Below are 23,016 nucleotides of genomic sequence, written 5' to 3' on the forward strand. Positions count from 1 at the left end.
CGCACGCCATGGGGTAGGCGTGTGGGCGGGGCGGCAAAGGGCCGTCAGTCGTCCGTGGGTGGGATGACGAAACCTCTCGTAGGCCCCTTCTGTTCATCTTGTGCGGGCTCTGAAGCGGAAGCGCGTGACTCTCTGCGGAATGCCTTGGCGAGGCTCACCAGTGCGTCAGCCGTCGTGTCCGTACGCTTCTCGGGGTCAGCCCGGTCGTACACGCGCCACACGCCCGCCGGGTTCTCCGGGTCTTCCGGCGCTACCACGCCGGGGAGGCCCAGATGTCGCAGCACGGCATCCACGTGCCGGGCTTCCTCCGCGTTCATGCGTTCACCTCTCTCGGACGGCTCCGGGCAGGTTAGCCGTCGCCGCTGCCGCCGCTCCCGCCGGAGCAGTGTGAGGCACAGTTTCCCGGATTGATCGGGCCGCAGCCTCCCGGCTTGGGTGTGTGCGAACAGTTGGCTCCCACCGGTACGAGCAGGTTCGTCGGCCGGGTCCACAGGTCCCTGTCCGGAGTGAATCCGGCCTCTTCGATCAGGGCTACGGTCCGTGTGAGTGCGTCCGGGTCGTGGCGGGAAGCGTCCGGTCGCTCGGGGTAGTGGTGCACGAAGCGCCCGAGCTGATCGCACAGCTTGGCGTAAAGCTTCGTGTGCAGGATGAGGGCGTGCCAGCCTTCATCGACCACGCGAGACGGCTGGATGTACACCCCCGGGAACTTCCCGGCGGCCATGACGAACTTCAAGGCTTCTGCTACAACGCGTCCGGCCGTAGGGTCGTCCGTTCCGGGGTTGTTGTCCATGACTGTTGCGACAACACCTCCGAACGCGTCAGGGGTGAGTAAGTCTCGTACATCGCGCATGTGCGTACCTTCCTCATGTCGTTTCAACTGGCGCCCCGCCCCGGCCGCTCGACCTGCCAGGATTGACCCGGCCGGGGTGGGAATCTCATGTGTTTGTGTGCGACCCCGTCCCTCCGTCAGCGTGGAGGCTGGAAAGTTCCCCCACGGTCGCCGTGGGTTTGGTGCTGGGCTGCTGCTACCAGGCGTCGCGGTAGGCGCGCAGCGTCTCGGACTCTCCGAGGGTGTACGCGCCGCCCTGGGCGAAGAACAGGCGTTTTCGGTTGCCGAAGAGCGTGAGCATGGGTTCGCTATCGTGTAGTCGGAGCCGGTGAGCTTCACCACGTCACGCACTGCACGGTGGTGGCACCCACGGCTCGCCAGCCGGACAGCCCGCGTACGTGTCGGTTCACCGCCGGACCCTCGCCCCCGTCGCGAACGATGGCGGGCACGTAGGGCGGGGCGGCATCCCAGCGGGCCACCACGTGCCGGGGCTCGGCGCGGCAGCATGCACACGGGGCGCAGCCGTGAAGGCTGGGCGCTCAAGCGCGACGGCCTCCCCGAACACCAAATCCTTAAGCCATGAGGGAGCGAATGGCCATGAGGCCATGATCCGGGCGCATTCCTGGCAGGCATAAACGCTGCCGCCCGGACCCGAACTTTGTTCGATCATGGCTACCAACACAGGGGCACTCATAAAAGTGCCGCAGCGACAACACGTCATCGGGGCCTGCCTTGACTTCGACAGTGAGCGACCTCACTCTATGCGAGGAAGGCATGCCCAACTAGCCGTTTTCCTGTTCCTGCAAAAGCTCATTCCGTAGTTCTTCGAGCATTTCGCGCATCTCATCTCCGTGCAGCGCCACAGCGGAGAACCGTTCGAACTTCTCTACATACTCGGCAACATCTCTCGGGTCGGTCACCACGATCTCAGCGTGAACTGTCTCTACGGCTACAGTTCGTTCGTCTCTTATGACGAATGCATGGTTCGCAATGTCGTTCTGATTGGCAGCAAAAGAGACTACGCCGATGTCAATGTTGGACAGTCGGGAGAGCGAGATAATGCGGTCAACCTGCTCTGCCATCCTGGCGGGCGATACGATACGCCATCTAAAGACGCTCTCGGTGATGATGAACTGTAGGTCTTTACCCGCGTCGTACAGTACCCGCTGGCGCTCCAGGCGTGAACGAGAGGTCTTGCTGAGGACATCCTCTGTAAGGCCGTGGCGCGACAGAATGGCATGGATGTACTCGGGAGTTTGTAGAAGTCCCGGGATCAAGGCAGGCTGCAACACCTTCAGTCGTGTCATCTGCGCTTCAAGCGCTCTCACTTGTTCCTGCGCCCTGTGAAGCCCCATTCTCTGGATTAGGCGCCATGCTGTTGCCTCTGTTTTCTCGGCTCGCGCTTGTTCAAGATATTCTGCTTTGACTTCATCGGATACGCCAATTGCTGTAAGGATGCGCTCAACGTCCGCAACTGATGGGGTTTGCTTCCCAGTTTCTATCTTGCTGAGCTTGCTTATAGACATGACAGAACTCCGGGCAACCGCCTTGGCTTCCTTCCCGGAAGCTTTTCGCAGTGCCCGGAGTGCTGCGCCCAACTCGCCCTTAGCCACCGCCGTAGTTATCCCACCATTCGGCGAAAGGCTGCGCCTTACTGAGGGCTGTGTCCCTGTAGGCGACGAACTCTTCCGTTCGTTCCTCAGCAAGAACTTCGGAACTAAGGAACTTCCCCGCATCGTCGTAGTGCATGACGCCCACGGCAGATCCATCGAAGAGCCAGAAGTCGCCTACGCCATCAAGCGGATTGGGCCGTTCCGTAGTGTCAAGAATGAAGAACTCTTCGCCCCCGAGCATGTTCGTCCGGTAGCCCCAGCCCAATTCGAAGCTCAGATATGGAGTCAGCGGGCGAGAGAGGATGTGCACGCGGTAAATGCGCTTCCCCTCGTTCACGTATCCGCGGACCTCGGACACCCAATCAGCGTTATAGCCTTCCGGCTTGCCCTCTCCGGCGAGGAATGCCTCGTACGCTTCGACGCTGCCCGACTTGCTGTAGTCGTCCCGCGTTTCGAGCCGGAACGCTTCGCGCTCGAACGAGTCGAAGAGGTCGGACAGGGACTTAGATGAGCCCATCAGCAATAGCCTTCTTGATCAGAGACAGAGGGATTTCAACGACTCCCTCATGTGCGGGCAGCGTCAGCCCGTGATCCTCCGGCCGGTCGCCCTGAACCAGGAGCGTCCCCCTGTCCGTGGCGTAGAGGGTCGGACAGTCCTTCCTGTCACCTTCCTTCGCAAGCATCCGAAGCTTCATGGCGCCTCCCTTCCTCGGGTGTTCCCGTTATAGCTTCCCCGAAGCAGTGCCGATGACCAGCGTGAAGATTTGCAGAAACGGGAAAACGGACAGCGGCGCCATTGCCCCCTATTCATGATTAAAGGGATAAAAACCCAACAGGCTACGACGCCAAGGCCGACGCCCTGGACTGGGGCGACCTGGAGATGGTCGCCGAGACCGACCCCTACGCGCCCGCCGAGCACTACACGGTCGACGTCATCGTCGCATCCACCTGCGCAGGCGTGGGTCAATTCGGCGGGCGGCCCAGAGCACGGTGGTCGGGTTCATCGTGAACATCTCCCCGGTGGCGAACACCAGTCGCTTGCGGCCCGGGCCCAGGGCGGTCATGTCGCTGACGGTGAACTCCTGCCCGCCAATCATCACTTGGTCACCGCGCCGCACGGTGCGGGCGTCGACCTCGATGGAGACCAGGAGGGAGGCGCCCGGCGGGGTGGCTATGCGGTGTGCGGGGTGAGGCGTCATGGGAATGAAACTCCAGTGTCGGAACGGATGGACGGATCGGCCCGTTCGGGCGGCGGCAGGGGGTCGACTGGAAGTCGGCGATGCCTTACGGGATGTGTGGGCGCCTCGGAAACGATGCCTCCGTCTGCGGCGCCGACTCGGCCGGCCGCGTGGCTTCTTCGCACGCCAGGCTCAGCACACGCTCTGTGTCGCACGGCTCGTCGGGGGCGCACGTTGCGCACTCCTCCACGTGGTACCGGTGCGCGGCCTGGAGCTGTGCGATGTCCGCCGGTCGGGGATACGCGGACACCTCCCGCTGAACGTCTCCGAGAAGTGCCTGCCACTCCATGCCCCCGCCGACCGGGCGGAGCATGGCGAAGGGTCCCGCCTTGCCCATATAGATGCCGACGCGGTTGGTGGCGTGATCTCTGACCAGCGCCCCCACGTTCGGGTGAACATGGCTAACCTTGCTCATGGCTGCCTGCCTTCTCAGGTGGTCCACGCCCCCGGGCCGGTTGCGACGGTCGCGGGGGTCCTTACGTGGGGACCCTTGCGCACAGCGAGAGGCGAAACCATCTCGCCCAGCTATAGGGCAGCCCTATATTTGAGGAATGGGAAAGCCGCACAGGGACATGTGGACCCACCCCCAGCTCGTTGGCGCACTGGTGAACGAGGATTGGGGAGCAGTATTTCGCGCCTGGCGGAGGCTGACTCACAGTAGTCAGAGCCAGCTGGGCGGACTCGTGGGGCTGGCCCAGCCCGACGTGTCCGACATTGAGCGCGGGCGCCGGACGGTCACCTCTGTTGAGGTGCGGCAGCGCATCGTCACCGGGCTTGGCATTCCTGAAGAACTTCTCATCCGCGAACCGGTCGCATCTCCTGTACCGGGTCTGGCACTTCCCGGGGCAGCCCCGGACGAAGATCTGCTCAAGCGCGTCACCAGCGCAGTGAACGGCTCACGGCATGTGGACGCGGCAACACTGGACTGGCTGGACAGGCTACTTGCCGAACATCGGCGAGCGGAGGACATCATTGGTTCTCGCCCACTTGTTGAGGTCGTGCGACAGCAACTGCGCACAGTTGTGGACTTGCATTCGGGCGCACGAGGCCCCTTGACTGATCGCGTTATTCGATTGGCAGCAGAGTACGCGCAATTCATCGCATGGATGGCGCAAGACCAGGACAACACGGCCACGGCACTGGCGTGGTACGACCGATCCCACGAATGGGCATTGGAAGCCGGGGATGCCAATATGTCGGCGACGACTCTGAGCATGAAAGCGCACATGGCCTGGTCCAACGGCCACGCCACACGATGTGTGCGGCTGGCGGAAGCGGCACGCTGGTCTGCTTCGGGTACATCGCCGGGGGTGCAGGGAATGGCCGCGCAAATGGCTGCCAGAGGCCACGCCCTGAATCAGGAAGCAGACGACTCCGAACGGGCCTTCGACGAGGCGCAGGAACTGGTCGGCCGAGCCTCTCGGGCGCCGGAGGATGAGCCAGCCTGGATGTATTTCTATGACGAAACGTGGTTCGCCCTGCAACGTGGAATGGCCGCACTGCACTTGCGTGACTGGCAGGCGGCAACTACTCGGCTGCCCAATGGACTTGAGAAACTGCCGGATAGCTATCGGCGCGATAAAGCATGGTACCGGGCATGCCTGTCGCATGCGCTTGCTGGCTCAGGCAATCATGAACAGGCGGTCTCCGTAGCCCTTTCGGCCGTTCCCGATGCGGCAGCGATCGGGCGCCCACATGCGTGGAATGAGCTGCACAAGACCGCTGCGATACTGCTTCGCAGGAAGGCCAAAGAAGGTCGAGAGCTCATGTCAGCACTTCGCGAGTTCGATTAACGGGAAGATCCCGTACAGGCCACGAAGACAGCGAGTACCGGGCTCGTCGATGAAGCAAGTGCGGCTCGGATACGCCGAGAACGCGCCTGGCCCATGCGCATTGGCGGATGGCGAGAGTTGCCCGAGCACGGCTTCGAATCAACAAATCTCGGCGCTCAATACCGCAGGATAGCTCTACCAAAGGAGAATCTGTGACTGACGAGCCGGGCCGCCTCTTTCGAGAGGCATGGATCGCTGACGTAAAGAAGTACTTCCCGGGTGACCCGAAGCCCGGCTACATCACACCGTGGGACGAGACTCCGGAGTGGGAAAAGCAGGCCGCCACAGCCGTCTGCAACCAAATTCGTCAATTTGTTGAAATCAGCGACGGCAATACGTCGAACCTCACCCGCGAACAGAAAGGGCGCTTCGTGGCCATCTGCTGGATCGCACAGATCCACAAGCACATCGACTCGCCGAAAGCGAGTTATGTTGCCGACTGGGATGCCCTTCCCGAATGGCAGCGTGAGACCGATGCGGATATCTTCGAAGCAATCGAGTAGCGATTCACAGCGGATACCTGCACCCCCGTATCCGTCACTCATGGCAGATACGGGGACGTTTCGGGTTAAGGACCCCCGACAAAAGCGATAAACCCGGTGACGCGGACGGTCATCCCCGGGATACTGGTCGCCCATGGATGAGGTCAAAGTTGTCGTCGCCCATTCCGAGCGCGACCCTGCGCGTCGGCGATGTGTTCCTGAAGGTGGACGCCGATCAGGCGCGCATCGAGGCCGAGGTGGAGGCGATGGCCCTGGCGCCGGTCCCGACCCCGGAGGTCCTCTGGCACAAGCCGTCCGTGCTCGCGATCGCCGCGGTCCCGGGGACGGCACTCGGCCGCCTCGGCGAGCCGTCGGCCGCGTCCCCGGCGGCGTGGGCCGCGGCGGGTGCCGCCATCCGGAAGTTGCACGACGCGCCGTTGCCGCCCTGGCCCAGTCGGGGAAAGAGCCTTGAGGAGTTGGCGGCGGATCTCGACGGCGAGTGCGAGTGGCTCGTGACGAACGGCGTCCTGCCCGCCGACCTGGTCACCCGCAACCGCCAGGTCGCCGAGGCCGCGCTCCGGCCGTGGACTCCGGTGTTCACGCACGGCGACCTGCAGATCACTCACGTGTTCGTCGACGGTGACGAGGTCACGGGCATCATCGACTGGTCCGAGGCGGGCCCGGGTGATGCCCTGTTCGACCTCGCCATCCTGACGCTCGGACACGAGGAGCACCTCGGTGAGGTCGTTGCCGGCTATGGCGCCGACGTCGACCTCGACGTGATCCGCGGGTGGTGGTCGTTGCGAAGCCTGCTGGTGGTTCGCTGGCTGACCGAGCACGGTTTCGACCCGTTCGCGGCGGGCTGTGAGGTCGACGTGCTGAGATCCCGGATGTGAGGGTGCGCGGGCCCGCTGCCATGAGTGCGTTCCCGCGCATCGGGTCCGAGGGCCCGGCGGCCGCGTCCCGCGACGCGACCGCCGGGCCCGCCCCCGTCAGGAGAACGGCATCCGTTACGAGAAGAGGCGGGTGGGGACGGCCTCGGCCAGCAGCCGGTAGCCCTCCGGGTTCAGGTGCAGCCAGTCGCCGTCGTGGATGTCCGGCCGGAGCTGGTCGGGCGCCGCCGGGTCGCGGGTGACCCGGTCGAAGTCGATGACGGCGTCGAAGTGTCCGCTGGTGCGGATCCACTCGTTGACCGTCTGCCGGGCCGCCTCGCGGTGTCCGTCGGGGTCGTCGTAGCCGGTGTTGTTGCCGAACGGCAGCAGCGTGGCGCCGTAGACCCGGATGTTCTGCGCGTGGGCGCGCGTGATGATCTGGTCGTAGGCGGCGATCAGGTCGGCGGCGACCCGCTCCTGGTCCTCTCGCGTGGCCGGGGCCGTGCCGATGTCGTTGATGCCCTCGAAGACGACCAGCCAGGACACGCCGCTGTGCGCGAGCACGTCACGGTCGAGGCGGGCCAGGACGTTGGGGCCGAGGCCGTCGTTCAGGACGCGGTTGCCGCCCGCCGCCTGGTTGAGGACCGCGACGTCCCGCGTGGCGGGGCTGTTCTGGAGCCGCGCGTGGAGCTGGTCCGGCCAGCGGTTGTTCCCGTTGGTGGTGGAACCGCGGCCGTCGGTCAGGGAGTCGCCGAGAAAGGCCGCCGCGGCGGTGCCGCCGGCCGACAGCGCCTCGACGCCGCTCAGGAAGTACCAGTGGTCGGTGGGCGTGGCCCCGGGCAGCTCGGCGTCCGCCACGTGGTTGCCCCGCAGCAGGTGCGAGGTGGTGCGGGAGCCGGGGTGGGAGGTGATGTTCCGGGACGCCTGGCCCTCGGCGAGGTAGATCGTCACCGACAGGATCGTCCCCGGTTCCACGGGGAAGCGCAGCGGGTCGGACACCATCTGCGCCCCCACCGGAACGGTCACGGAGGACTCGCCGTGGAAGGTCACCGGCCGGGCGGTGTCCGCCTCGATCGCGGCTGCTCCCGCCCGGCCGTCGAGCGGGAGCGCCACGGACACCTCGGTGATCGGCAGGGCGGTCCCGCCGAACGCGTTGGAGAAGCGCAGCCGTATGCGTTCGCCGCCGGTCGTCACCCGGACCGTCTGCCGCAGCGTGCTGTCCACGAGCACGGCGTTCTCCTCGGTGAACGGGGGCGGCGGCATGTTGTGCGGCTCGGTCAACTGCGGCATGGCGGCCCAGGTGTGCACCCACCGGTTCGCGCCGGCGGCCTGGGCCGTGCCGGAGGTCGCGGCCGTGGCGGCGACCTGGGCCGTGGCCTCGGGCGCGGCCGGCTCGTCGGCTCCGACGAGGGACTGCTCGGCGGTGAGCGCGAGGGCGAGGACGAGGGCCGCCGAGCTGATCAGTTGGACGATCGACGGTTTTCTTCTCATGGGCTGTGGGCTCCTGTTGTCGCTGTGCGGGACTGCTGGATGTCTGGCTGTGCGTCAGGCGACCGTGCAAGCGGCGCCGTTGAGGGTGAACGCGGTGGGCCTGGTGGTATTGCCCGTGTGGCTGGCCTGGTAGCCGATGCCGACCGACGCGCCTGGGGCGATGGCCGCGTTGTGGGCGGCGTTGGTCGCGGTCACGGTACCGGTGGCCGGGCTGTAAGTGGCGTTCCAGCCGGAGGTGATGGTCTGGCCCGTGGGCAGGGTGAAGCCCAGGGACCAGCCGTTGACCGGAGTGGTACCGGTGTTGGTGATGGTCACCGACGAAGTCAGCCCGGTGTTCCAGGCGTTGGTGGTCACGGCGACCCGGCACGCGCCCGGCTCGGGGTCCGGATCCGGGCCGGGGGTGGTGCCGTCCAGGCCGAAGAAGGTGATGGCCCGCGCCGCCATGCCGTCGGTGGGCAGGTTGTGGCCGCCGCCCTGGATGCTGATGGCCTCGACGGCCGCCTGGTTACCGGTCGAACCGTAGCGCGTGCGGGTCCAGTTGGCCTGTGGCGAGTCGGTGGACGCGGGCGTCTGGCTGAGGCCGTGCACGTTGGTCCACTGCTTGATCTCCTCGCCGAAGTTCGGGTAGCGCAGGATGTCGTCGTTGGTGCCGTGCCACAGTTGCATGCGCGGCCGGGGCCCGGTGTAGCCGGGGTAGGAGCCGCGGACCAGGTCGCCCCACTGCTGCGGGGCGCGGGTCACCGTTCCGCCTGCGCAGGCGCTGTTCCAGCCGGATCCGTCGGTGGTGGCGAAGCAGCCGAAGGGCACGCCCGCGAACGCCGCGCCCGCGGCGAACACGTCCGGGTAGTTGCCGAGCAGGACGTTGGTCATCATGGCGCCCGAGGAGGCGCCGGTGACGAAGATCCGCCCGGTGTCCGCGCTGTGGGTGCGCACGACGTGGTCGACCATGGAGCGGATGCCGACCGGGTCGCTGCCGCCGCCCCGGCGCAGGGCCTCGGGCGAGGACACGTCGAAGCACTGGCCGCTGCGGGTGGCGGACGGGTAGATGACGATGAAGCCGTGGCGGTCGGCCAGCGAGGCGAACTGCGTGCCCGAGTAGAACCCGGGGCCGGTGCCCGTGCAGTAGTGCACCGCGACGAGCACGGCCGGGCGCGCGGTGACGTTGTCCGGCACATAGAGGTGCATGCGGAGGTTGCTGGGGTTGGTGCCGAAGTTGGTGACCTCGGTGAGGGTCGCCGCGCTGGCGGGCGGCGCGGTCACCAGCAGCGCGGCGAGCATCGGCAGGATGGCGCCGATGAGCGCGGCGACGGCCGAACGTATCGGCCTGGCGGCCGTTTTCCGTTCGGTGTTCGCAACTGTGTTCCCGACACTGTTGGACACGTCCCTGTCCTTTCTAGACTGCGGCCCATGAAGGGATTGCTGCTGCGCTTGTCCTCGCTGGACGCGGATGCGGCGGCCGCGGTGCGCGTGATCGCCCACTTCCAGGCGCTCCTGGGTGGCGGCGTCGACTCCGCGTCCCTGGTGCGGTCCACCGCCGGACTCGCCGAGTGCGCGGCGGGCATGGAACTGGACGGCGGGCGGACCCTGCGTTACGGCCCGGACGGCGAGGCCCTGGCGGGCGAGCCGGCGCGGGTGTCGGGGGAGGTGCGGCTGCACCCGACGGGCCGGGTGTGGCTCGAACGGCCGGGCGCCGCAGGCCCGTTCGACGATCTGGTGCTGGAGTGGCTGGCGATCGCGGCGGGCGTGCTGCGCGCCGGGGGGCGGGCGGTCTCCGACCCGGCGCTGTTCGAGCTGGTGCTGTCGGCGCGGGAGGCCGCCACCGACCGGACCCGGGCGCTGCGGCTGCTGGGTCTGGTGCCGGAGGCGCCGCTGCGGGTGATGGTGGTGGCCGGGGAGGAGCACGACGGGGGCCGGACGGGCGCGTTGCGGCTGCTGGCCCGTGCCTCGGTGCCGGGCACGGTGCGGGTCGCGGAGATCGAGTCGGTGGGCGTGGTACTGCTCCAGACGCCGGACGGCGGGGCGTCGCCCGTGGCGGCGGTGCGGGCGGTGGCGCGGGGCGGGCAGCGGGTGGGGATCGGCGGCGGCACGGCCGCGTCCCGGGCCTGGGAGTCGTGGCAACAGGCCCGTGTCGCCGTGCGGTTCGCCGCCGCAGGGCTGCCGGCCGACGCGGTGGTCTGCCATGACGAGCTCGGATCGGTGGCCCTGCTGGCCGAGTTGCCCGCGGCCAGGCTGCGCGAGCTGCCGGACATACGGGCGTTGACGCGGCTGGCGGACGGCGAGGGCGGCGCGTCGGCGGTCGCGGTGCTGGCCGCGTTCTGCCGCACGGGGTCGCTGCGCCAGGCCGCGGCGGAACTGCATCTGCACCACAGCTCGGTGGCCGCCCGCCTCACGCGGGTGGAGGCGGCCCTTGGCCTGCGGCTGCGCGATCCGCGGGATCGGTTCCGCGCCCAATTCGCCGTGTACGCCCTGCGGTTGGCGGCGGGTGGCTGACCGTTCACCGGGCCAGCACCCGGCGCAGCACGGTCACGGTCTCGGCCGTGGCGCGCCGGACGACATGGGCGTGCCGGACCATGCCCGCGCCGTGGAACGTCCCCGGGAACAGGTGCAGTTCGGTGGAGACCCCGGCCGCGAGCAGGGTCCGGGCGTAGTCGATGCCCTCGTCGCGCAGCGGGTCGAACTCCATCACCGCCACATACGCCGGGGGCAGGCCGGCCAGGTCGGCGGCGGTGGCCCGGGCGGGGGCGGCCAGCGCGGGGACCGAGTCGGTGCCGGCCGTGTGGGGGCCGAGGTAGGCGGCCCAACTGAGGGTGGCGTTGCGCCGGTTCCACACCGGGGTGTCGGTGAAACGGCGGGCGCTGGGCGTGGTCAGCCGGTCGTCGAGCGAGGGGCTGGCGAGGAACTGGAAGTGGATGGCGGGGCCGCCGCGTTCCCGGGCGAGCATGGTCAGCCCGGTGGCCAGGCAGGCGCCGGCGCTGTCGCCGAGGACCGCGACGCGCCCGGGGTCCAGGTCCAGTTCGGCGTCGCCCTCGGCCAGCCAGCGCAGCCCGGCGTAGCAGTCCTCCAGTCCGGCGGGGAAGGGGTGTTCGGGGGCGAGCCGGTAGTCGGGCGAGACGACGAGGGCCGAAAGCTCGCGGCACAGCAGCAGGTTGAAGTCGTGGTCGACGTCGGGTGAGCCGAGGACGAAGCCGCCGCCGTGCACGCTGTAGACCACGGGCAGCGGACCGGTGGCGGCGGCGGGCCGGTAGAGGCGCAGCGGCACGCCGTACGCCTTGACCTCGGCGATGTCCACGCCGGAGATGTCGGTCGCGGCCGTGGCGGCCGCCAGTTCGGCGGCCTGGGCGGCGCGGGCGGCGGCCAGATCGGTGATGTCGACTTCGGGCGTCATCGCCAGCGCCGCCGCGAGCTCGGGATCGAAGGCGTACGTCATGGGCACACCGTTGCACCGAGGGGCGCGTGAGGTCATCAGACGTGCGTCGGATCAAGGGGCGGGGTTGGCCGACGCCCGCCGGACCGGAGGGGTGTCGTTCCCGCCCAGACGAGTAAGTCCGAACCCACGCCTGCGCTGCGTTGCGTGTGCATCGCCATGATCGTTCCGTTTACAGAACGTTCTGTTTGTGGAACGCTAGTCGCGTCACGGCCAATGCATCAACGGCGCAGTAAGGGGCGGAAAACTATGGAACTGGCCCAGGAGATGGGCGCGCGGCTGCGCCGTCTGCGCCAGGGCCGCGGCCTGTCGCTGTCGGAACTGGCCCGTCGCTCCGGCGTCGGCAAGGGCACGCTCTCGGAACTGGAGACGGGCCAGCGCAATCCGACCCTGGAGACGCTGTACGCGCTGACCACGGCCCTCGAGGCGCCGCTAAGCACGGTCGTCGGTCCCGCCCCGGTGCAGGGTGCGGCGGTGCACGCGGTGCTGACGGACCGCGTGCAGGACGCGGCTGCGGTGTCGGAGGTGTATCGCATCCGCATTCAGGGCGGCGCGGTGCAGCGCTCGGCCGCCCATGTGACGGGCACGGAGGAGCACTTGCTGGTCTTTAGCGGCACGGCCCGGGTTGGTCCCGCCTCCGCCCCGCTCGAGGTGGGCCCGGGCGGCCACGCCCGGTGGGCGGCGGATGTACCGCATCTGTACGAGGCGGTGGGGAGGGATGTGGAGGGGGTGTTGGTGGTGCGCCACCCGGTGGAATGAGAGGCCTACGCCGCACCGTCCTGTGCTAGGCAACGACCACCACCAATCGGCTATGGGATCCACCGCTGCCGCAGGAGGCCCACGGTCTCCAGTCCGCAGGCCCGGGTCTGACGCAGGAATAGTCAGGCCTGCCGGTGCCACTGGGTGGCGGTTTCATGCAAAGTCCAGCTACGTCATCGAGAGAAGGATAATCCTGTAGATGCCTATACGTATCGCGCGCCCAGACGAACTATCTGCCCTCGTCCAGCACTCCGAGCAGCCCGAGCGCAACGCCGGGACGGCCGCCTACCTCACCGACCTACTTGCCAAGAAATGTACCCGGCCGGAGTGGTGCCTAGTCGCGGAGGACGAGGCCGGTCGGCTCACCGCGGCCACTGCGCTGTGGACCCTCCCCGGGAACGACGTCCCGATGGCCCTGGTGCTCCTTGAGACGCGGTGGGACGAGCCGGGCCTGGCCACCGGCCGGGCGCTGCTGGCCGAGGCCGTCGCCCTGGCCGGCTCGCTCGGCGCCACGGAGCTGGAGCACGTCATCGACTCGCCGACGCAGCCGCCGCAGTTCCAGGCGGAGCCGGAACGGCGCGCCGAGCTTCTCCGTCTGGCGGGCTTCGAGCGCGCCCGAGACGGTCGCCGCTTTCGCCGCCGCTCCGGGGCGGAACTCACTTCGCATGATGACCGGTTGAACTGGCGTTCCCTGCCCAGTCTGGGCCGTGAGCCGTTCATCGCCCTCCTCGCCGAGGCGCTGCCAACCAGCGCCGACGCCCACCTCGCCGCCAAGGTCGCCCGGCATGGCGCCCGGCGTGCCGCGGAGAGCCTCTTCACGGACATGGAGGAATTCTCGTACGAACCCCGGTGGTGGGAGATCGGCTACGCTCCGGACGGCACGCCAGCTGCCATCAGCCTCCCTGCCCGAAACCCCTCGACGGCGGTGATCGGCTTGGTGGCTGTGTCTCCCGCCTGCCGCGGCAACGGCTACGCGACGGCGGTGGTGGCCCGCGGCACGCGGCTGCTGGTCGAAGCGGGCGCCGAGGAGATCCGCGGCGACTGCGATGCGGCCAACACCGCCATGATCGTGGCTTTCGAACGGGCAGGCTACGAGAACTTCGCCGACCGCCAGGAGTTCACCCGCCGGTTGTGAGCGGGGGCCGCTCCCGCGCCGTAACGAATGCTGAGCGGCCCCTCCCCACCCCGGTTGGTAGAGCTGGACGAGTAGGTCCGAAGTCCTGCGGGCGCAAAGGGAGAAGGGTCTCGTTGATCGTTGTGTGACGAACGACATCGAGACCCTTCTGACCGCACTGTACGTGAAGATCGACGACGAGCTGGCGGGACCACGATGGCTGGGCAGGCCCCCGGTGTTGACCGACTCCGAGCTCGTGTGTGTCGCGCTCGCCCAGTCGCTGCTCGGCTTCACCTCCGAGACGCACTGGCTGCGCTACGCCGGCAAGCACCTCACCGGGATGTTCCCGTACCTGCCTCAGCAGTCCGGCTACAACAAGCGGCTGCGGTCCGCGCTCGGCCTGGTCAAGCGAGTCATCCGGATGCTGGCGAAGTCGAGCGACTTCTGGCTGGACGACTGCTGGATCGTGGACTCCACCCCGGTGCCCTGCGGGATGTCGCGGCAAACGGTGAAGCGCCCGGACCTGGCCGGATGGGCGGGCTATGGGTACTGCGCCAGCCACTCGCGGTTCTACTGAGGGCTGAAACTGTATCTGGTGTGCACTCCGTCCGGGATGCCGATGCTGTGGGCCTTGGCCGATCCGGAGATCGGCGAGCGCGAGGTGCTGGCCTCGATGCTCGAAGTCGAGGCAGACATGGTCACCGAGCACGATGGCATCCTGCTGATCAGTGACAAGGGCTTCGCCGGACGAGCCTTCGAGACGCTGCTGGAGGAGCATGGCATCACGCTCCTGCGGCCGTCCCGCAAGGACGAGAAGGCCCGCTACGGCGAACCGATGCTCAAGTAAAGTGCGGCAGCTGATCGAGTCGGTGAACGACACCCTCAAAGGTCAGCTCGACCTCGAAGAGCACGGCGGCCGCAGCTGCGCCGGAATCGCGATTCGCGTCGCTCAGCGCATCCTCGCGATGGCCGCCGCAATGTGGCACGACAACGCGGCCAAAGCCCCGATCACCCGGTCACTGATCGCCTATGACCACTGACCGGAGATCGGACTTGCTCGTCTAGGGCGCGACGGAGATGAGCGGCTCGTCGGTGGTCGTGGCGGGGTCCTCGGCCGTGTCGTCGTCCGCCTCCAGGAGCCCGGGGATTCCGGGTTCGGAGTCGTCCGGCTCCGGGGTGGCGTCGTTCACATCGGGATCATTCAAGTCCGGGTCGTTCACGTCGGGATCGTCCAACTCGAGGGCGGGCGTGGTGGGTTCGGGCCAGGAGTCGGGCCCTTCAGAGTGAGGTGGGATCAGCCGCACCAGGCCCTCGGACTCCGTTCCGCCCGGCGGGTCGATGACCAGCAGCGGCAGTCCCGGGAGGAGGGGCACCCCGGCCGGGCAGCCGAGGTCTCCCAGGAGGATGCCCGTCAGGCTCTCCCCCACCGGCGGGCAGGACGCCGCGGACTCCTCGTCCGGGTCAGGGCCGGTGTCCTCCGGCGGGCCCCCGCCGGGCTGCCCGGACGGTCCGGCCGGGCCGTTGTCCGCCGGCTCCGCGGGGTCGGCGACCGACCGGTCCACGCGGTCCTCGGGCGCCGCGGCCACGGCCGCCGCCCCGGCGTCCGGGCCGAGCACGGCGGCCCCGCCCGCGGGAACGGCGGGCCCGGCCGCCAGCGCGAGGGTGGCGGCGATGGCGAACTTTCCGAGCGCCCCTCCGGTCGCGCCCTCGAGGGCGGCCAGCCCGGCCGTCCCGGCGGCCCCGCCCAGCGGCGGGGCGGCCGTCGTCGTCGGGGCCGCCGTGGCGAACCAGCCCGCCGCGGCGAACGGCGCGAGCCCCCGCAGCGTGGCGTTCACGTCCACCAGTTCCAGATAGGCGGCCCGGCAGCGGTCGCAGGAGTCCAGGTGCCGCCGCAGGCCGCGCGAGGTGGAGGTGCGGCGGATGAACGCGCCCAGCTTGTGCGCGTACCGGCGGCAGTCCTCGTCCTCCGACGGCAACTCGCCTATGTGCGCCTGGAGATACGCCTGCCGCAGCCCCTCCCGGGCACGGTGGGCCAGCACGGCGGTGGCGTTCGGGCTCAGCCCCAGCTCGTCGCCGACCCGGCTGAGCGGCTGCCCCTCGACGGCGGTGCGCCACAGCACCTCCCGCCAGCGGACCGGCAGGCTGAGGAACGCGGTGGTGAGCAGGCTGCGGTCCGCCCGGACCAGGGCCCGGGTCTCGGCGGAGTGGTGCGCCGTCTCGCGCGCGGAAGCGGCGGCCCCGGCCAGGTCACTGACGGCGCGCTCCTCGCGGTTGCCCGCGAACCACCCGGCGGCCATCCGCCGCACCGTGACCAGCAGATAGCCGCGCGCCGAACTCCGGGGCCCGCCGCCGTGCCGCAGCGCCTCCAGGGTGCGGACGAACGCCTCCTCCGTCACGTCCTCGGCCGTGTGGGAGTCCAGGCCGTTGCCCCGCGCGTGCTGCCGCACCGACCGGGCGTGGCGCCGGTACAGCTCGCCGAAGGCCGCGTCGTCGCCCGCGCGGACCCGCGTCAGGAGGTCGGCGTCGGGTGGCGGGACGGCGGCACCCGCGCCGGTGTCCGTGGCGCCCGCTTCGCTCCCGCGGTCTTCCCTGTGGTCTGCCATGGGCTCCCTGTCTTTCCCGGACTGCTGGTCTTCCCGGACTTCGGGGGTCAACTTTGGCCGGGCGCCGCCCGGTTGGGGCGGGTGGCCGACGGCGGTGGCGGCGCGCGGCGCGCGGGCGGGGTTCATCGGATCTGGCGCCGGACGAGTTCGTAGAACAGGCCGCCGGCGTCGGCGAGCAGTTCGGCGGGTGGCCCCTGCTGAACGATGCGTCCGTCCTGCATGGCGATCACCCGGTCCGCGTCCATGACGGTGGACAGCCGGTGGGCGATCACGACGCGCGTGGCGCGCAGGGTGCGGGTGGATTCGATGACCACGCGCTGCGCCTCGTTGTCCAGCGCGCTGGTCGCCTCGTCGAAGAAGAGGACGCGGGGCTTGCGGATCAGGGCCTGGGCGATCATCAGCCGCTGGCGCTGGCCGCCGGAAACGGTGCCGCCGCCGTCGGACAGCATGGTGTGCATGCCCATGGGCATGGCCTTGATGTCCTCGGCCAGGCCCGCCAGCGCCGCGGCCTCCCACGCCTCCTCCAGCGAGTAGGTCTCGGCTCCGCGGATGCAGTCCAGGATGGAGCCGCTGAGGGGCTGGGCGTTCTGGAGCACCACGCCGCACTGGCGGCGCACGGCGGCCAGGTCGAGCGCGGCCAGGTCCTGGCCGTCGAACAGCACGCTGCCGGACAGGGGTTTGTCGAAGCCGATGAGCAGCCGCAGCAGCGTGGACTTGCCGCAGCCGCTGGGTCCGACGACGGCCACGAACTCGCCCGCGCGCGCCTCGAAGCTGACGTCGTCCAGAACGAGCGGGCCGTCGTCGCTGTACCGGTAGGAGAGGTTCCGGACCTCGACGCGGCCGGTCAGCGTGCCGGGCTGGGCGCCGGAGGCGCGCACCTCGGGGAGCTCCTTCAGGATCGGCCTGACCTGCTCGAACATCGGCAGCACGGCGGCGGCCGACAGGAGCGCGCCGGTGAGCTGGGTGACGGAGGACAGCATCATCGTCATGGCGGTGCTGAAGGTGAGGAACTCGCCGGCCGACATGGTGCCCCGGGCCGGGCCGGCCAGCAGCATGAACATCACGAGGGTGCACACCGGCAGGCAGACCGCGTTGAGCACCGTGATGAGGTTCTTGATCCGGCCGACGCGCTGCTGGAGTTCGCGGGTGCGGGCGAACTCCCCCGCCCAGGCGGCGTACGCGAAGCTCTCGGCGGCGGCGACGCGCAGTTTGGGCAGGCCGCGCAGGGTCTGGAACGCCTGGTTGTTGAGTTTGTTGCCGAGCTTGATCAGCCGCCGCTGGTACCGCAGTTGCCACAGTCCCAGGCTCAGGAAGACGGCGGCGATGACGAGCAGCATGGCGATGGCCGCCAGCGCCAGCGGCACGCTGTGAACGAGCAGCAGCACCAGATTCATGGTGCCGATCGTGGCGGCCTGGACGCACACCGGGCCGGTGCCGGACAGCACGCGGCGGATGGCGCTGATTCCCATGGCGGCGGAGGCCAGTTCACCGGTGGAGCGGTCCCGGAAGAACCCGGCGGGAAGCTTCAACAGCCGGTCCCAGACCGCCGGTTGCAGGGTGGCCTCGATGCGGCCCTCCATGCGCAGGATGGAGACGTTCTGCAGCAGCATGAAAACGGCCGAGACGATGCCGGTGGCGATGAGCGCGAGGCCGGCCTGTGTGATGAGGTCGTTCTCGCCCTTGGGCACGTACTCGCCGAGCACGCGTCCGGTGGCCAGCGGCACCAGGGCGCCCAGGCCGACCGCGACCAGTCCGCCGATCAGGAGGGCGCGCAGCTCCGTGCGGGTGCCGTGGACGCTGAAGCGCAGCAGTTGCAGCAGGCTGGCGGGCCGGTCGGGCAGCGGGCGGTAGAACATGACGGCGCGGGGCTCGTATTCGCCCTCGGTGGCGGCGTTCACGCGCCGACGCTCGCCGGTGGCGGGGTCGACGGCCACATAGCCGCCGCGCCGCCACAGCAGCGCGACGGGGGCGGCGTCCTTGGCGCGCCGGCCGACCAGCGGTCCGGTGTTCTCCCGCCACCAGCGCCCGGTGAGCCGGACCGCGCGGGAGCGGACGCGGGAGGCGAGCGCGACGCGTTCGATGGGGTCCATCGGGCCGGTGACGGCGCGGGCCCGGGCCGGTTCGGTCAGCGGGACGCGGGCCTCGCGGGCGACCAGGCGGCAGGCGGCGAACGTGGCGTCGTCCCCGGCGCCGGAGTGGAGGTCACCGCCGGTGCGTTCGATGCTGGCCAGCAGCGCCTGGTCGGCCCGGGCGCGGGCCGCCTCGCCGGCCTTGATTCCGGCCGCCGTGCGGTCTTCGTGGGCGCGTTCAAGCTGGTCGATCCGGCGGTCTAGGGCGGACAGCAGCCGGTACTGCTGGTCGACCAGGCCCTGCCAGACCCCGGGGTCGATGAGGAGCACGCCGGGCGCGCCGGTCTCGTCGGGGGCGGCGTAGGCCACGCCGCCGGGCGGCATCGTCATCCACAGGATGTCGTCGTCGGTGCCGTCGCCGCCGTCCGGGGCGACGGTGGCGCGGCCGTCCAGCGGCGCCTGGTAGAGCGCGCGCAGGCCGCGGCCGATGCCAAGGGTGAACGCCTCGTCCAGCGGGCTCGGTTGGCCGCCGGCCGGGTCGTACCAGCCCTGGGCCTGCGGGGACTGGCCGGACCAGCCCTGCTCCCCCTGCCAACTCGGGTCCCAGCTCTGACCGTTCTGCCAGCCCTGGTCGTACCCGACCTGCGGGTGGCTGCCGGTGTCGTAGCCGTGGGCCGGGTCGCCGTACTCGGGGCGGTACAGCTCGCGCAGCTCGACGCGGCGCAGCCAGCAGTCCCGCAACGGCCGGGCGACCAGGGTGTGTTGGGGCCCCTCGACCGGGCCGAGGAGCAGCGTGCCGGGGCCGAGCCGGCCCAGGAAATGGCGGTGGCCGCGCTGTTCGGCGCCCACGGCGAACACGTCCAGGGCGCCGCCGACGACGAGCCACAGTATGTGCGCGCCCTCCAGGGACAGGCTGCGCATGCCCGTGCAGTCGATGGCCGAGCCGAGTTCGCCGAAGGCCGCGACGACCGGGTCGGGCGGCTCGGGCGGCGGCGCGCCGAGCACCGCGTCGTGGTGGGCGGCCGTCACCTCAGCGCTCCTTGACCAGGTCGGCGTACGGGCCGCCGGCGGAGACCAGGTACTCGTGCCGGCCGCGTTCCACGACGGTGCCCCGGTCCAGCACGACGATCTCGTCGCTGTCGCGCACCGTGCTCAGCCGGTGCGCGATGACCACGCAGGCACAGCCGCGGCGGCGCAGGTTGTCCATGATGAGGTTCTCGGTGACGGCGTCCAGGGCGCTGGTCACCTCGTCGAGGACCAGGATGCTGGGGCGCCGCACCAGCGCCCGGGCCAGTTCCAGGCGCTGGCGCTGGCCGCCGGAGAAGTTGCGGCCGTCCTGCTCGACCCGGCTGTGGATGCCGCCGGGGCGGCGGGCGACGACGCCGTACACGGCGGCGTCCCGGAGGGCGGCGACGACGGCCTCCTCGGGGATGGAGGGGTCCCACAGCGTGACGTTGTCGTGCACGGTGCCCTCGAAGAGGAAGACGTCCTGGTCCACGAAGGCCACGGAGGCGGCCAGCGCGCCGCGCGGGATGTCGGCCAGCCGCGTCCCGTCGATGCGGATGGTGCCCTCCCAGGGGGTGTAAAGGCCCGCCAGCAACCGGGAGATGGTGGACTTTCCGCTGCCGGAGCCGCCGACGAGCGCGACCTGCTGCCCGGGGCCGACCGAGAGCGAGAAGCCGTTCAGCAGCGGGGCGTCCAGCGGGCTGTAGCCGAACGTCACGTTGTCCAGCTCCACATGGCCGTTCAGGCGCCGGGTGTCGGCGGCCGGCTCGGGCCGCGAATACAGCGGATCGACGGGGAAGTTCTCGACGTCCTTCAGGCGGGCCACGTCGGCGGCGAAATCTTGAATGCGGCCGGCCACGCCGTTCAAGCGGGCGATCGGCGCGGTGAAGCTGGTCACCAGGGTCTGGAAGGCGACGAGCAGGCCGACGGTGAGATGCCCCTCAACGGCCCGCTGGCCGCCGATCATCAGGATCAGCGCGCTGTTGAATCCGGCCAGTGTGGGTGCCACGATCGCCAGCCACGCGCTGGGCACGCCGAGCCGCTGCTGCACGTCGAGCGTGGTGGCGTGCTGTCCGGCCCAGCGGCGGAAGAAGCCGTTCTCCCCTCCGGTGGCCTTCATGGTCTCGATCAGCGTCAGGCCGCTGTAGCAGGTGTTGGTGAGCCGGGCACTGTCGGCGCGCAGCTTCCGGGTGCCCGTGGCCCGCAGGCCGATCACGATCCGCATGGCGATCACGTTCACCAGCGCGATCAGCACGCCGAGAGCGGTGAGTTGCGGGTCGTAGGTCCACATCAGGAACGCGTAGAGCAGGACGACGACGGCGTCCACGCCCGCGGCGGCCAGGTCCCGGGCGAGGATCTCGGCGACCGCGTCGTTGGACTGCAGGCGCTGGACCAGGTCGGCCGGGTTGCGCTGGGAGTAGAACGTGACGGGCAGCCGCAGCAGATGGCGCAGGAAGCGGGCGCTGCCCAGGGTGGAGGAGATGATGCGCCCGCGCAGCAGGTTGGCCTGCTGCAACGCGGTGAGCGTCGCGGTGAGCGCCAGCGCGGTGGCCATCGACGCGAACAGCACGCCCAGCAGCGACGTCTGGCCGCCGATGAGGAACATGTCGATGTAGGTGCGGCTCAGCGCGGGCACGGTCGCGCCGACGACCACCAGCAGCAGGCTGGCGAGCACGGCGGCGAACATGGTGCCGGAAGTGCCGCGCAGGCGGGCCGGCATGGCGCCCAGGACGCCCGGCTTCCGGCCGCCGCGGCGGAAGTCCTCGCCGGGCTCGAAGACGAGGACGACGCCGGTGAAGCTGGTGTCGAACTCCTCCATCGTCACGAACCGGCGCCCTTTGCCGGGGTCGTTGATGTACGCGCCCCGGCGGCCGAGGCGGCGGCCCATGCCGTCGTAGACGACGTAGTGGTTGAACTCCCAGAACAGGATGGCGGGCCCGCGGACCTCGGCGAGCGCGGCCAGGTCCATCTGCATGCCCTTGGCCGCGAGCCCGTAACCGCGGGCGGCCTTCAGCAGGTTGCTGGCCCGGGAGCCGTCGCGCGAGACGCCGCAGGCGATGCGCAGCTCCTCCAGCGGGACGAAGCGGCCGAAGTGGCCGAGCACCATGGCCAGCGCGGCGGCGCCGCACTCCACCGCCTCCATCTGGAGCACGGTGGGGGTGCGCACGCGCCGGGGGGTGCGGCGCGGCGCGGCGGGGCCGCCGCGCGAGGCGCGGCGCCGGGTGCCCCCGGTGGCCGCCTCCGGGCGGCGGCGGGCGGCGCCCCGGGCGGCGGGGCGGTGCCGCCGGTGCCCGGCGGGCGCGGGCCGCGGTGCGGGAGCTTGAACGGGCGCCTTCCGGCCCGCCTCGCGCGGGGCCGTCACGGCAGCAGCCAATCGACGGGCCGCTCGGCGGAGAGGTGCACGGAGCCGGTGACCGGCGTCCGGGAGGCGATGGCGAACGGCGGGCCGTCGTCGGAGGACCAAGTGTACCCGGACTCGGTCGTCGAGGAGCGCTCCAGCCGCACGAGCACCGCGACCGGGCTGCCCTCGCGGGAGAACTCGGCGGCGAGCGCGCTGTCGCCGAGGAAACCGGCGATCTGCCGCTCGGTCAGCGGCGCGCGGCCGACCGCCTCGACCCGGCCGCGCAGCACGCCGAAGCGCTCCCGGGGAACGGACTGGACGCTCAGGTCGACGGTGGCGTCCACGGGGATCGCCGAGCCGCTGCCCGGGGGCAGGTACAGGACGGCGACCAGCGGTTCGTCCGGGTCGGTCACCTGCTCCAGCGTCGCCACCTCCGCGCCCGCCCGGATCACCGCGCCGGCCGTGACGACCAGAGTGGTGAGCCGGCCCCCGGCCACGGCGGTCACCTCGTGCTCGGCGCCCTCGGCCGTGGTGACCGTGAGCAACGGGTCGTTCGGGGACAGAAGTTGGCCCTCCTCGGCAAGGACGCGGGTGACCTGTCCGGCGACCGGGCTCTGTGTCGTGTAGCTGCCCGCGGCGTGGGTGAGGATGCCCTGCGCGCTCACCTTGGCGGACACCGATCCGGTGAGGGCCCACCAGGTCGCGGCGGCCATGACGGCGACGGTGACGACCAGGACGAGCCGGCCCTGCGGGCGGGCGAAACGCACGGGAAGATCAAGTTCTTCGGGAGATCGCAGTGTGGAAAGCGCTTTTTGGCGAAACTGCACGGAGCTATTCCTTCAACTGCCATTCGTTTCGGCCCGGAACGGGCCGAGGGCCGGGGCCGCGGGCGACCATGAACCCCGGAACGGGGGGCTCCGGGGTTCAAGGTCATTTCTACCGGCGCGCCCGCGCACACGTCAGATCGTGCGCGCACCGGAACGCTGCGGCCCGTCGGCGGTAAACGCGCTCAGAGGCCGACGAGACCGGTGACGGCGCCCGTGTTGACGTGCACGCCGGTGATGCCCGCGGCCTGACCGGCCACCTGGTCGACCAGGGTGGTGACAACGCCGGTCGTCTCAAGGGAGTTCAGGACGTTGGAAACATCGCTGGTCACAGCACCGACCAGACCGCCGGAGATGGTGGCCACGCCGCCGGCGACGGCGTCCAGCTCGGTGTCGGCGATCTCACGGGTCTCAAGGTCGTTACGCAAGATGCATATCCCTTCACTCATAGGAGTTTTCCGCATTCAAACGGGAGCAGGCCGCAACAAGAACGCGATCCGACCACTCCCACGGCAGCCCC

19 protein-coding genes and 2 pseudogenes are annotated in these 23,016 nt (G+C 69.8%); 7 read left to right on the forward strand and 14 right to left on the reverse strand.

Going from position 1 to position 23,016, the window contains the following annotated elements; all coding sequences use genetic code 11:
* Positions 1-44: 44 nt before the first annotated feature.
* The 6 genes from RM590_RS02325 to RM590_RS02350 form a co-directional block, all read right to left on the reverse strand.
* Complete coding sequence (locus RM590_RS02325; protein WP_311702617.1) at positions 45-317, reverse strand: hypothetical protein; 273 nt, start codon at positions 315-317, stop codon at positions 45-47.
* Between the two features lie 32 nt (positions 318-349).
* Positions 350-790 carry a glycine-rich domain-containing protein gene (locus tag RM590_RS02330; RefSeq protein WP_311702618.1) on the reverse strand — a complete coding sequence of 147 codons (441 nt, stop codon included), beginning with the start codon at positions 788-790 and terminating at the stop codon, positions 350-352.
* A gap of 821 nt (positions 791-1,611) precedes the next feature.
* Entirely contained in the window at positions 1,612-2,442 is an 831-nt protein-coding gene (locus RM590_RS02335) for a helix-turn-helix domain-containing protein (protein ID WP_311702619.1), read from the reverse strand.
* Positions 2,435-2,959 carry a DUF6879 family protein gene (locus RM590_RS02340; RefSeq protein ID WP_394813760.1) on the reverse strand — a complete coding sequence of 175 codons (525 nt, stop codon included), beginning with the start codon at positions 2,957-2,959 and terminating at the stop codon, positions 2,435-2,437. Before RM590_RS02340 ends, RM590_RS02335 begins: the two co-directional genes overlap by 8 nt.
* Complete coding sequence (locus RM590_RS02345; RefSeq protein ID WP_311702621.1) at positions 2,946-3,137, reverse strand: hypothetical protein; 192 nt, start codon at positions 3,135-3,137, stop codon at positions 2,946-2,948. Before RM590_RS02345 ends, RM590_RS02340 begins: the two co-directional genes overlap by 14 nt.
* A gap of 237 nt (positions 3,138-3,374) precedes the next feature.
* Positions 3,375-3,641 (reverse strand): hypothetical protein, encoded by a 267-nt coding sequence (locus RM590_RS02350; RefSeq protein WP_311702622.1) that lies wholly within the window; start codon positions 3,639-3,641, stop codon positions 3,375-3,377.
* Positions 3,642-4,231: 590 nt separating this feature from the next.
* On the opposite strand from RM590_RS02350, the gene RM590_RS02355 reads away from it, so the two are divergent.
* The 3 genes and pseudogenes from RM590_RS02355 to RM590_RS02365 all read left to right on the forward strand — a co-directional run bounded on the left by RM590_RS02355 (position 4,232) and on the right by RM590_RS02365 (position 6,890).
* Entirely contained in the window at positions 4,232-5,473 is a 1,242-nt protein-coding gene (locus RM590_RS02355; protein WP_311702623.1) for a helix-turn-helix domain-containing protein, read from the forward strand.
* A 191-nt stretch (positions 5,474-5,664) separates the two neighbouring features.
* Positions 5,665-6,015 (forward strand): hypothetical protein, encoded by a 351-nt coding sequence (locus tag RM590_RS02360; RefSeq protein ID WP_311702625.1) that lies wholly within the window; start codon positions 5,665-5,667, stop codon positions 6,013-6,015.
* Between the two features lie 133 nt (positions 6,016-6,148).
* Positions 6,149-6,890, forward strand: a pseudogene (locus RM590_RS02365) (phosphotransferase family protein).
* A 114-nt stretch (positions 6,891-7,004) separates the two neighbouring features.
* On the opposite strand, the gene RM590_RS02370 reads toward RM590_RS02365, so the two are convergent.
* Together RM590_RS02370 and RM590_RS02375 are read right to left on the reverse strand one after the other, a co-directional pair.
* Entirely contained in the window at positions 7,005-8,357 is a 1,353-nt protein-coding gene (locus RM590_RS02370; protein ID WP_311702626.1) for an SGNH/GDSL hydrolase family protein, read from the reverse strand.
* 54 nt (positions 8,358-8,411) lie between these two features.
* A complete protein-coding gene (locus RM590_RS02375) occupies positions 8,412-9,635 on the reverse strand; it encodes an extracellular catalytic domain type 1 short-chain-length polyhydroxyalkanoate depolymerase (protein ID WP_311702831.1) in 1,224 nt (407 codons plus the stop codon).
* 129 nt (positions 9,636-9,764) lie between these two features.
* Here RM590_RS02375 and RM590_RS02380 point away from each other — a divergent pair, with 129 nt between their 5' ends.
* Positions 9,765-10,847, forward strand: a complete 1,083-nt coding sequence (locus tag RM590_RS02380; protein WP_311702627.1) for a helix-turn-helix domain-containing protein — start codon at positions 9,765-9,767, stop codon at positions 10,845-10,847.
* A 4-nt stretch (positions 10,848-10,851) separates the two neighbouring features.
* On the opposite strand, the gene RM590_RS02385 is transcribed toward RM590_RS02380, so the two are convergent.
* Positions 10,852-11,784 carry an alpha/beta hydrolase gene (locus RM590_RS02385; RefSeq protein WP_311702628.1) on the reverse strand — a complete coding sequence of 311 codons (933 nt, stop codon included), beginning with the start codon at positions 11,782-11,784 and terminating at the stop codon, positions 10,852-10,854.
* Between the two features lie 246 nt (positions 11,785-12,030).
* On the opposite strand from RM590_RS02385, the gene RM590_RS02390 reads away from it, so the two are divergent.
* From RM590_RS02390 to RM590_RS02400, 3 genes and pseudogenes are all read left to right on the forward strand, one after another.
* Positions 12,031-12,540: a helix-turn-helix domain-containing protein gene (locus tag RM590_RS02390; RefSeq protein ID WP_311702629.1), complete on the forward strand. Its 510-nt coding sequence runs from the start codon at positions 12,031-12,033 to the stop codon at positions 12,538-12,540.
* 199 nt (positions 12,541-12,739) lie between these two features.
* On the forward strand, positions 12,740-13,675 hold the full coding sequence (locus RM590_RS02395; protein ID WP_311702630.1) for a GNAT family N-acetyltransferase: 936 nt from the start codon (positions 12,740-12,742) through the stop codon (positions 13,673-13,675).
* 124 nt (positions 13,676-13,799) lie between these two features.
* Positions 13,800-14,694, forward strand: a pseudogene (locus RM590_RS02400) (IS982 family transposase).
* Positions 14,695-14,715: 21 nt separating this feature from the next.
* On the opposite strand, the gene RM590_RS02405 reads toward RM590_RS02400, so the two are convergent.
* The 5 genes from RM590_RS02405 to RM590_RS02425 form a co-directional block, all read right to left on the reverse strand.
* On the reverse strand, positions 14,716-16,257 hold the full coding sequence (locus tag RM590_RS02405) for an RNA polymerase sigma factor (RefSeq protein ID WP_311702631.1): 1,542 nt from the start codon (positions 16,255-16,257) through the stop codon (positions 14,716-14,718).
* A gap of 122 nt (positions 16,258-16,379) precedes the next feature.
* Entirely contained in the window at positions 16,380-19,247 is a 2,868-nt protein-coding gene (locus RM590_RS02410; protein ID WP_394813773.1) for an NHLP bacteriocin export ABC transporter permease/ATPase subunit, read from the reverse strand.
* 109 nt (positions 19,248-19,356) lie between these two features.
* A complete protein-coding gene (locus RM590_RS02415) occupies positions 19,357-21,693 on the reverse strand; it encodes an NHLP family bacteriocin export ABC transporter peptidase/permease/ATPase subunit (protein WP_394813761.1) in 2,337 nt (778 codons plus the stop codon).
* Positions 21,690-22,499 carry an HlyD family efflux transporter periplasmic adaptor subunit gene (locus tag RM590_RS02420; RefSeq protein ID WP_311702633.1) on the reverse strand — a complete coding sequence of 270 codons (810 nt, stop codon included), beginning with the start codon at positions 22,497-22,499 and terminating at the stop codon, positions 21,690-21,692. The genes RM590_RS02415 and RM590_RS02420 overlap by 4 nt, the downstream gene beginning before the upstream one ends.
* Before the next feature lie 182 nt (positions 22,500-22,681).
* Entirely contained in the window at positions 22,682-22,924 is a 243-nt protein-coding gene (locus tag RM590_RS02425) for a hypothetical protein (RefSeq protein ID WP_311702634.1), read from the reverse strand.
* Between the last annotated feature and the right edge of the window lie 92 nt (positions 22,925-23,016).

It is taken from the genome of Streptomyces litchfieldiae (assembly GCF_031845365.1).
Classification (GTDB): domain Bacteria; phylum Actinomycetota; class Actinomycetes; order Streptomycetales; family Streptomycetaceae; genus Streptomyces; species Streptomyces litchfieldiae.

Coding starts and splice junctions, on each gene's coding strand:
- RM590_RS02325 (WP_311702617.1), bottom strand. CDS start 317: ATGAACGCGGAGGAAGCCCGGCACGTGGATGCCGTGCTGCGACATCTG.
- RM590_RS02330 (WP_311702618.1), bottom strand. CDS start 790: ATGGACAACAACCCCGGAACGGACGACCCTACGGCCGGACGCGTTGTA.
- RM590_RS02340 (WP_394813760.1), bottom strand. CDS start 2,959: ATGGGCTCATCTAAGTCCCTGTCCGACCTCTTCGACTCGTTCGAGCGC.
- RM590_RS02345 (WP_311702621.1), bottom strand. CDS start 3,137: ATGAAGCTTCGGATGCTTGCGAAGGAAGGTGACAGGAAGGACTGTCCG.
- RM590_RS02350 (WP_311702622.1), bottom strand. CDS start 3,641: ATGACGCCTCACCCCGCACACCGCATAGCCACCCCGCCGGGCGCCTCC.
- RM590_RS02355 (WP_311702623.1), top strand. CDS start 4,232: ATGGGAAAGCCGCACAGGGACATGTGGACCCACCCCCAGCTCGTTGGC.
- RM590_RS02370 (WP_311702626.1), bottom strand. CDS start 8,357: ATGAGAAGAAAACCGTCGATCGTCCAACTGATCAGCTCGGCGGCCCTC.
- RM590_RS02375 (WP_311702831.1), bottom strand. CDS start 9,635: ATGCTCGCCGCGCTGCTGGTGACCGCGCCGCCCGCCAGCGCGGCGACC.
- RM590_RS02380 (WP_311702627.1), top strand. CDS start 9,765: ATGAAGGGATTGCTGCTGCGCTTGTCCTCGCTGGACGCGGATGCGGCG.
- RM590_RS02385 (WP_311702628.1), bottom strand. CDS start 11,784: ATGACGTACGCCTTCGATCCCGAGCTCGCGGCGGCGCTGGCGATGACG.
- RM590_RS02390 (WP_311702629.1), top strand. CDS start 12,031: ATGGAACTGGCCCAGGAGATGGGCGCGCGGCTGCGCCGTCTGCGCCAG.
- RM590_RS02395 (WP_311702630.1), top strand. CDS start 12,740: ATGCCTATACGTATCGCGCGCCCAGACGAACTATCTGCCCTCGTCCAG.
- RM590_RS02405 (WP_311702631.1), bottom strand. CDS start 16,257: ATGGCAGACCACAGGGAAGACCGCGGGAGCGAAGCGGGCGCCACGGAC.
- RM590_RS02410 (WP_394813773.1), bottom strand. CDS start 19,247: ATGCGCAGCCTGTCCCTGGAGGGCGCGCACATACTGTGGCTCGTCGTC.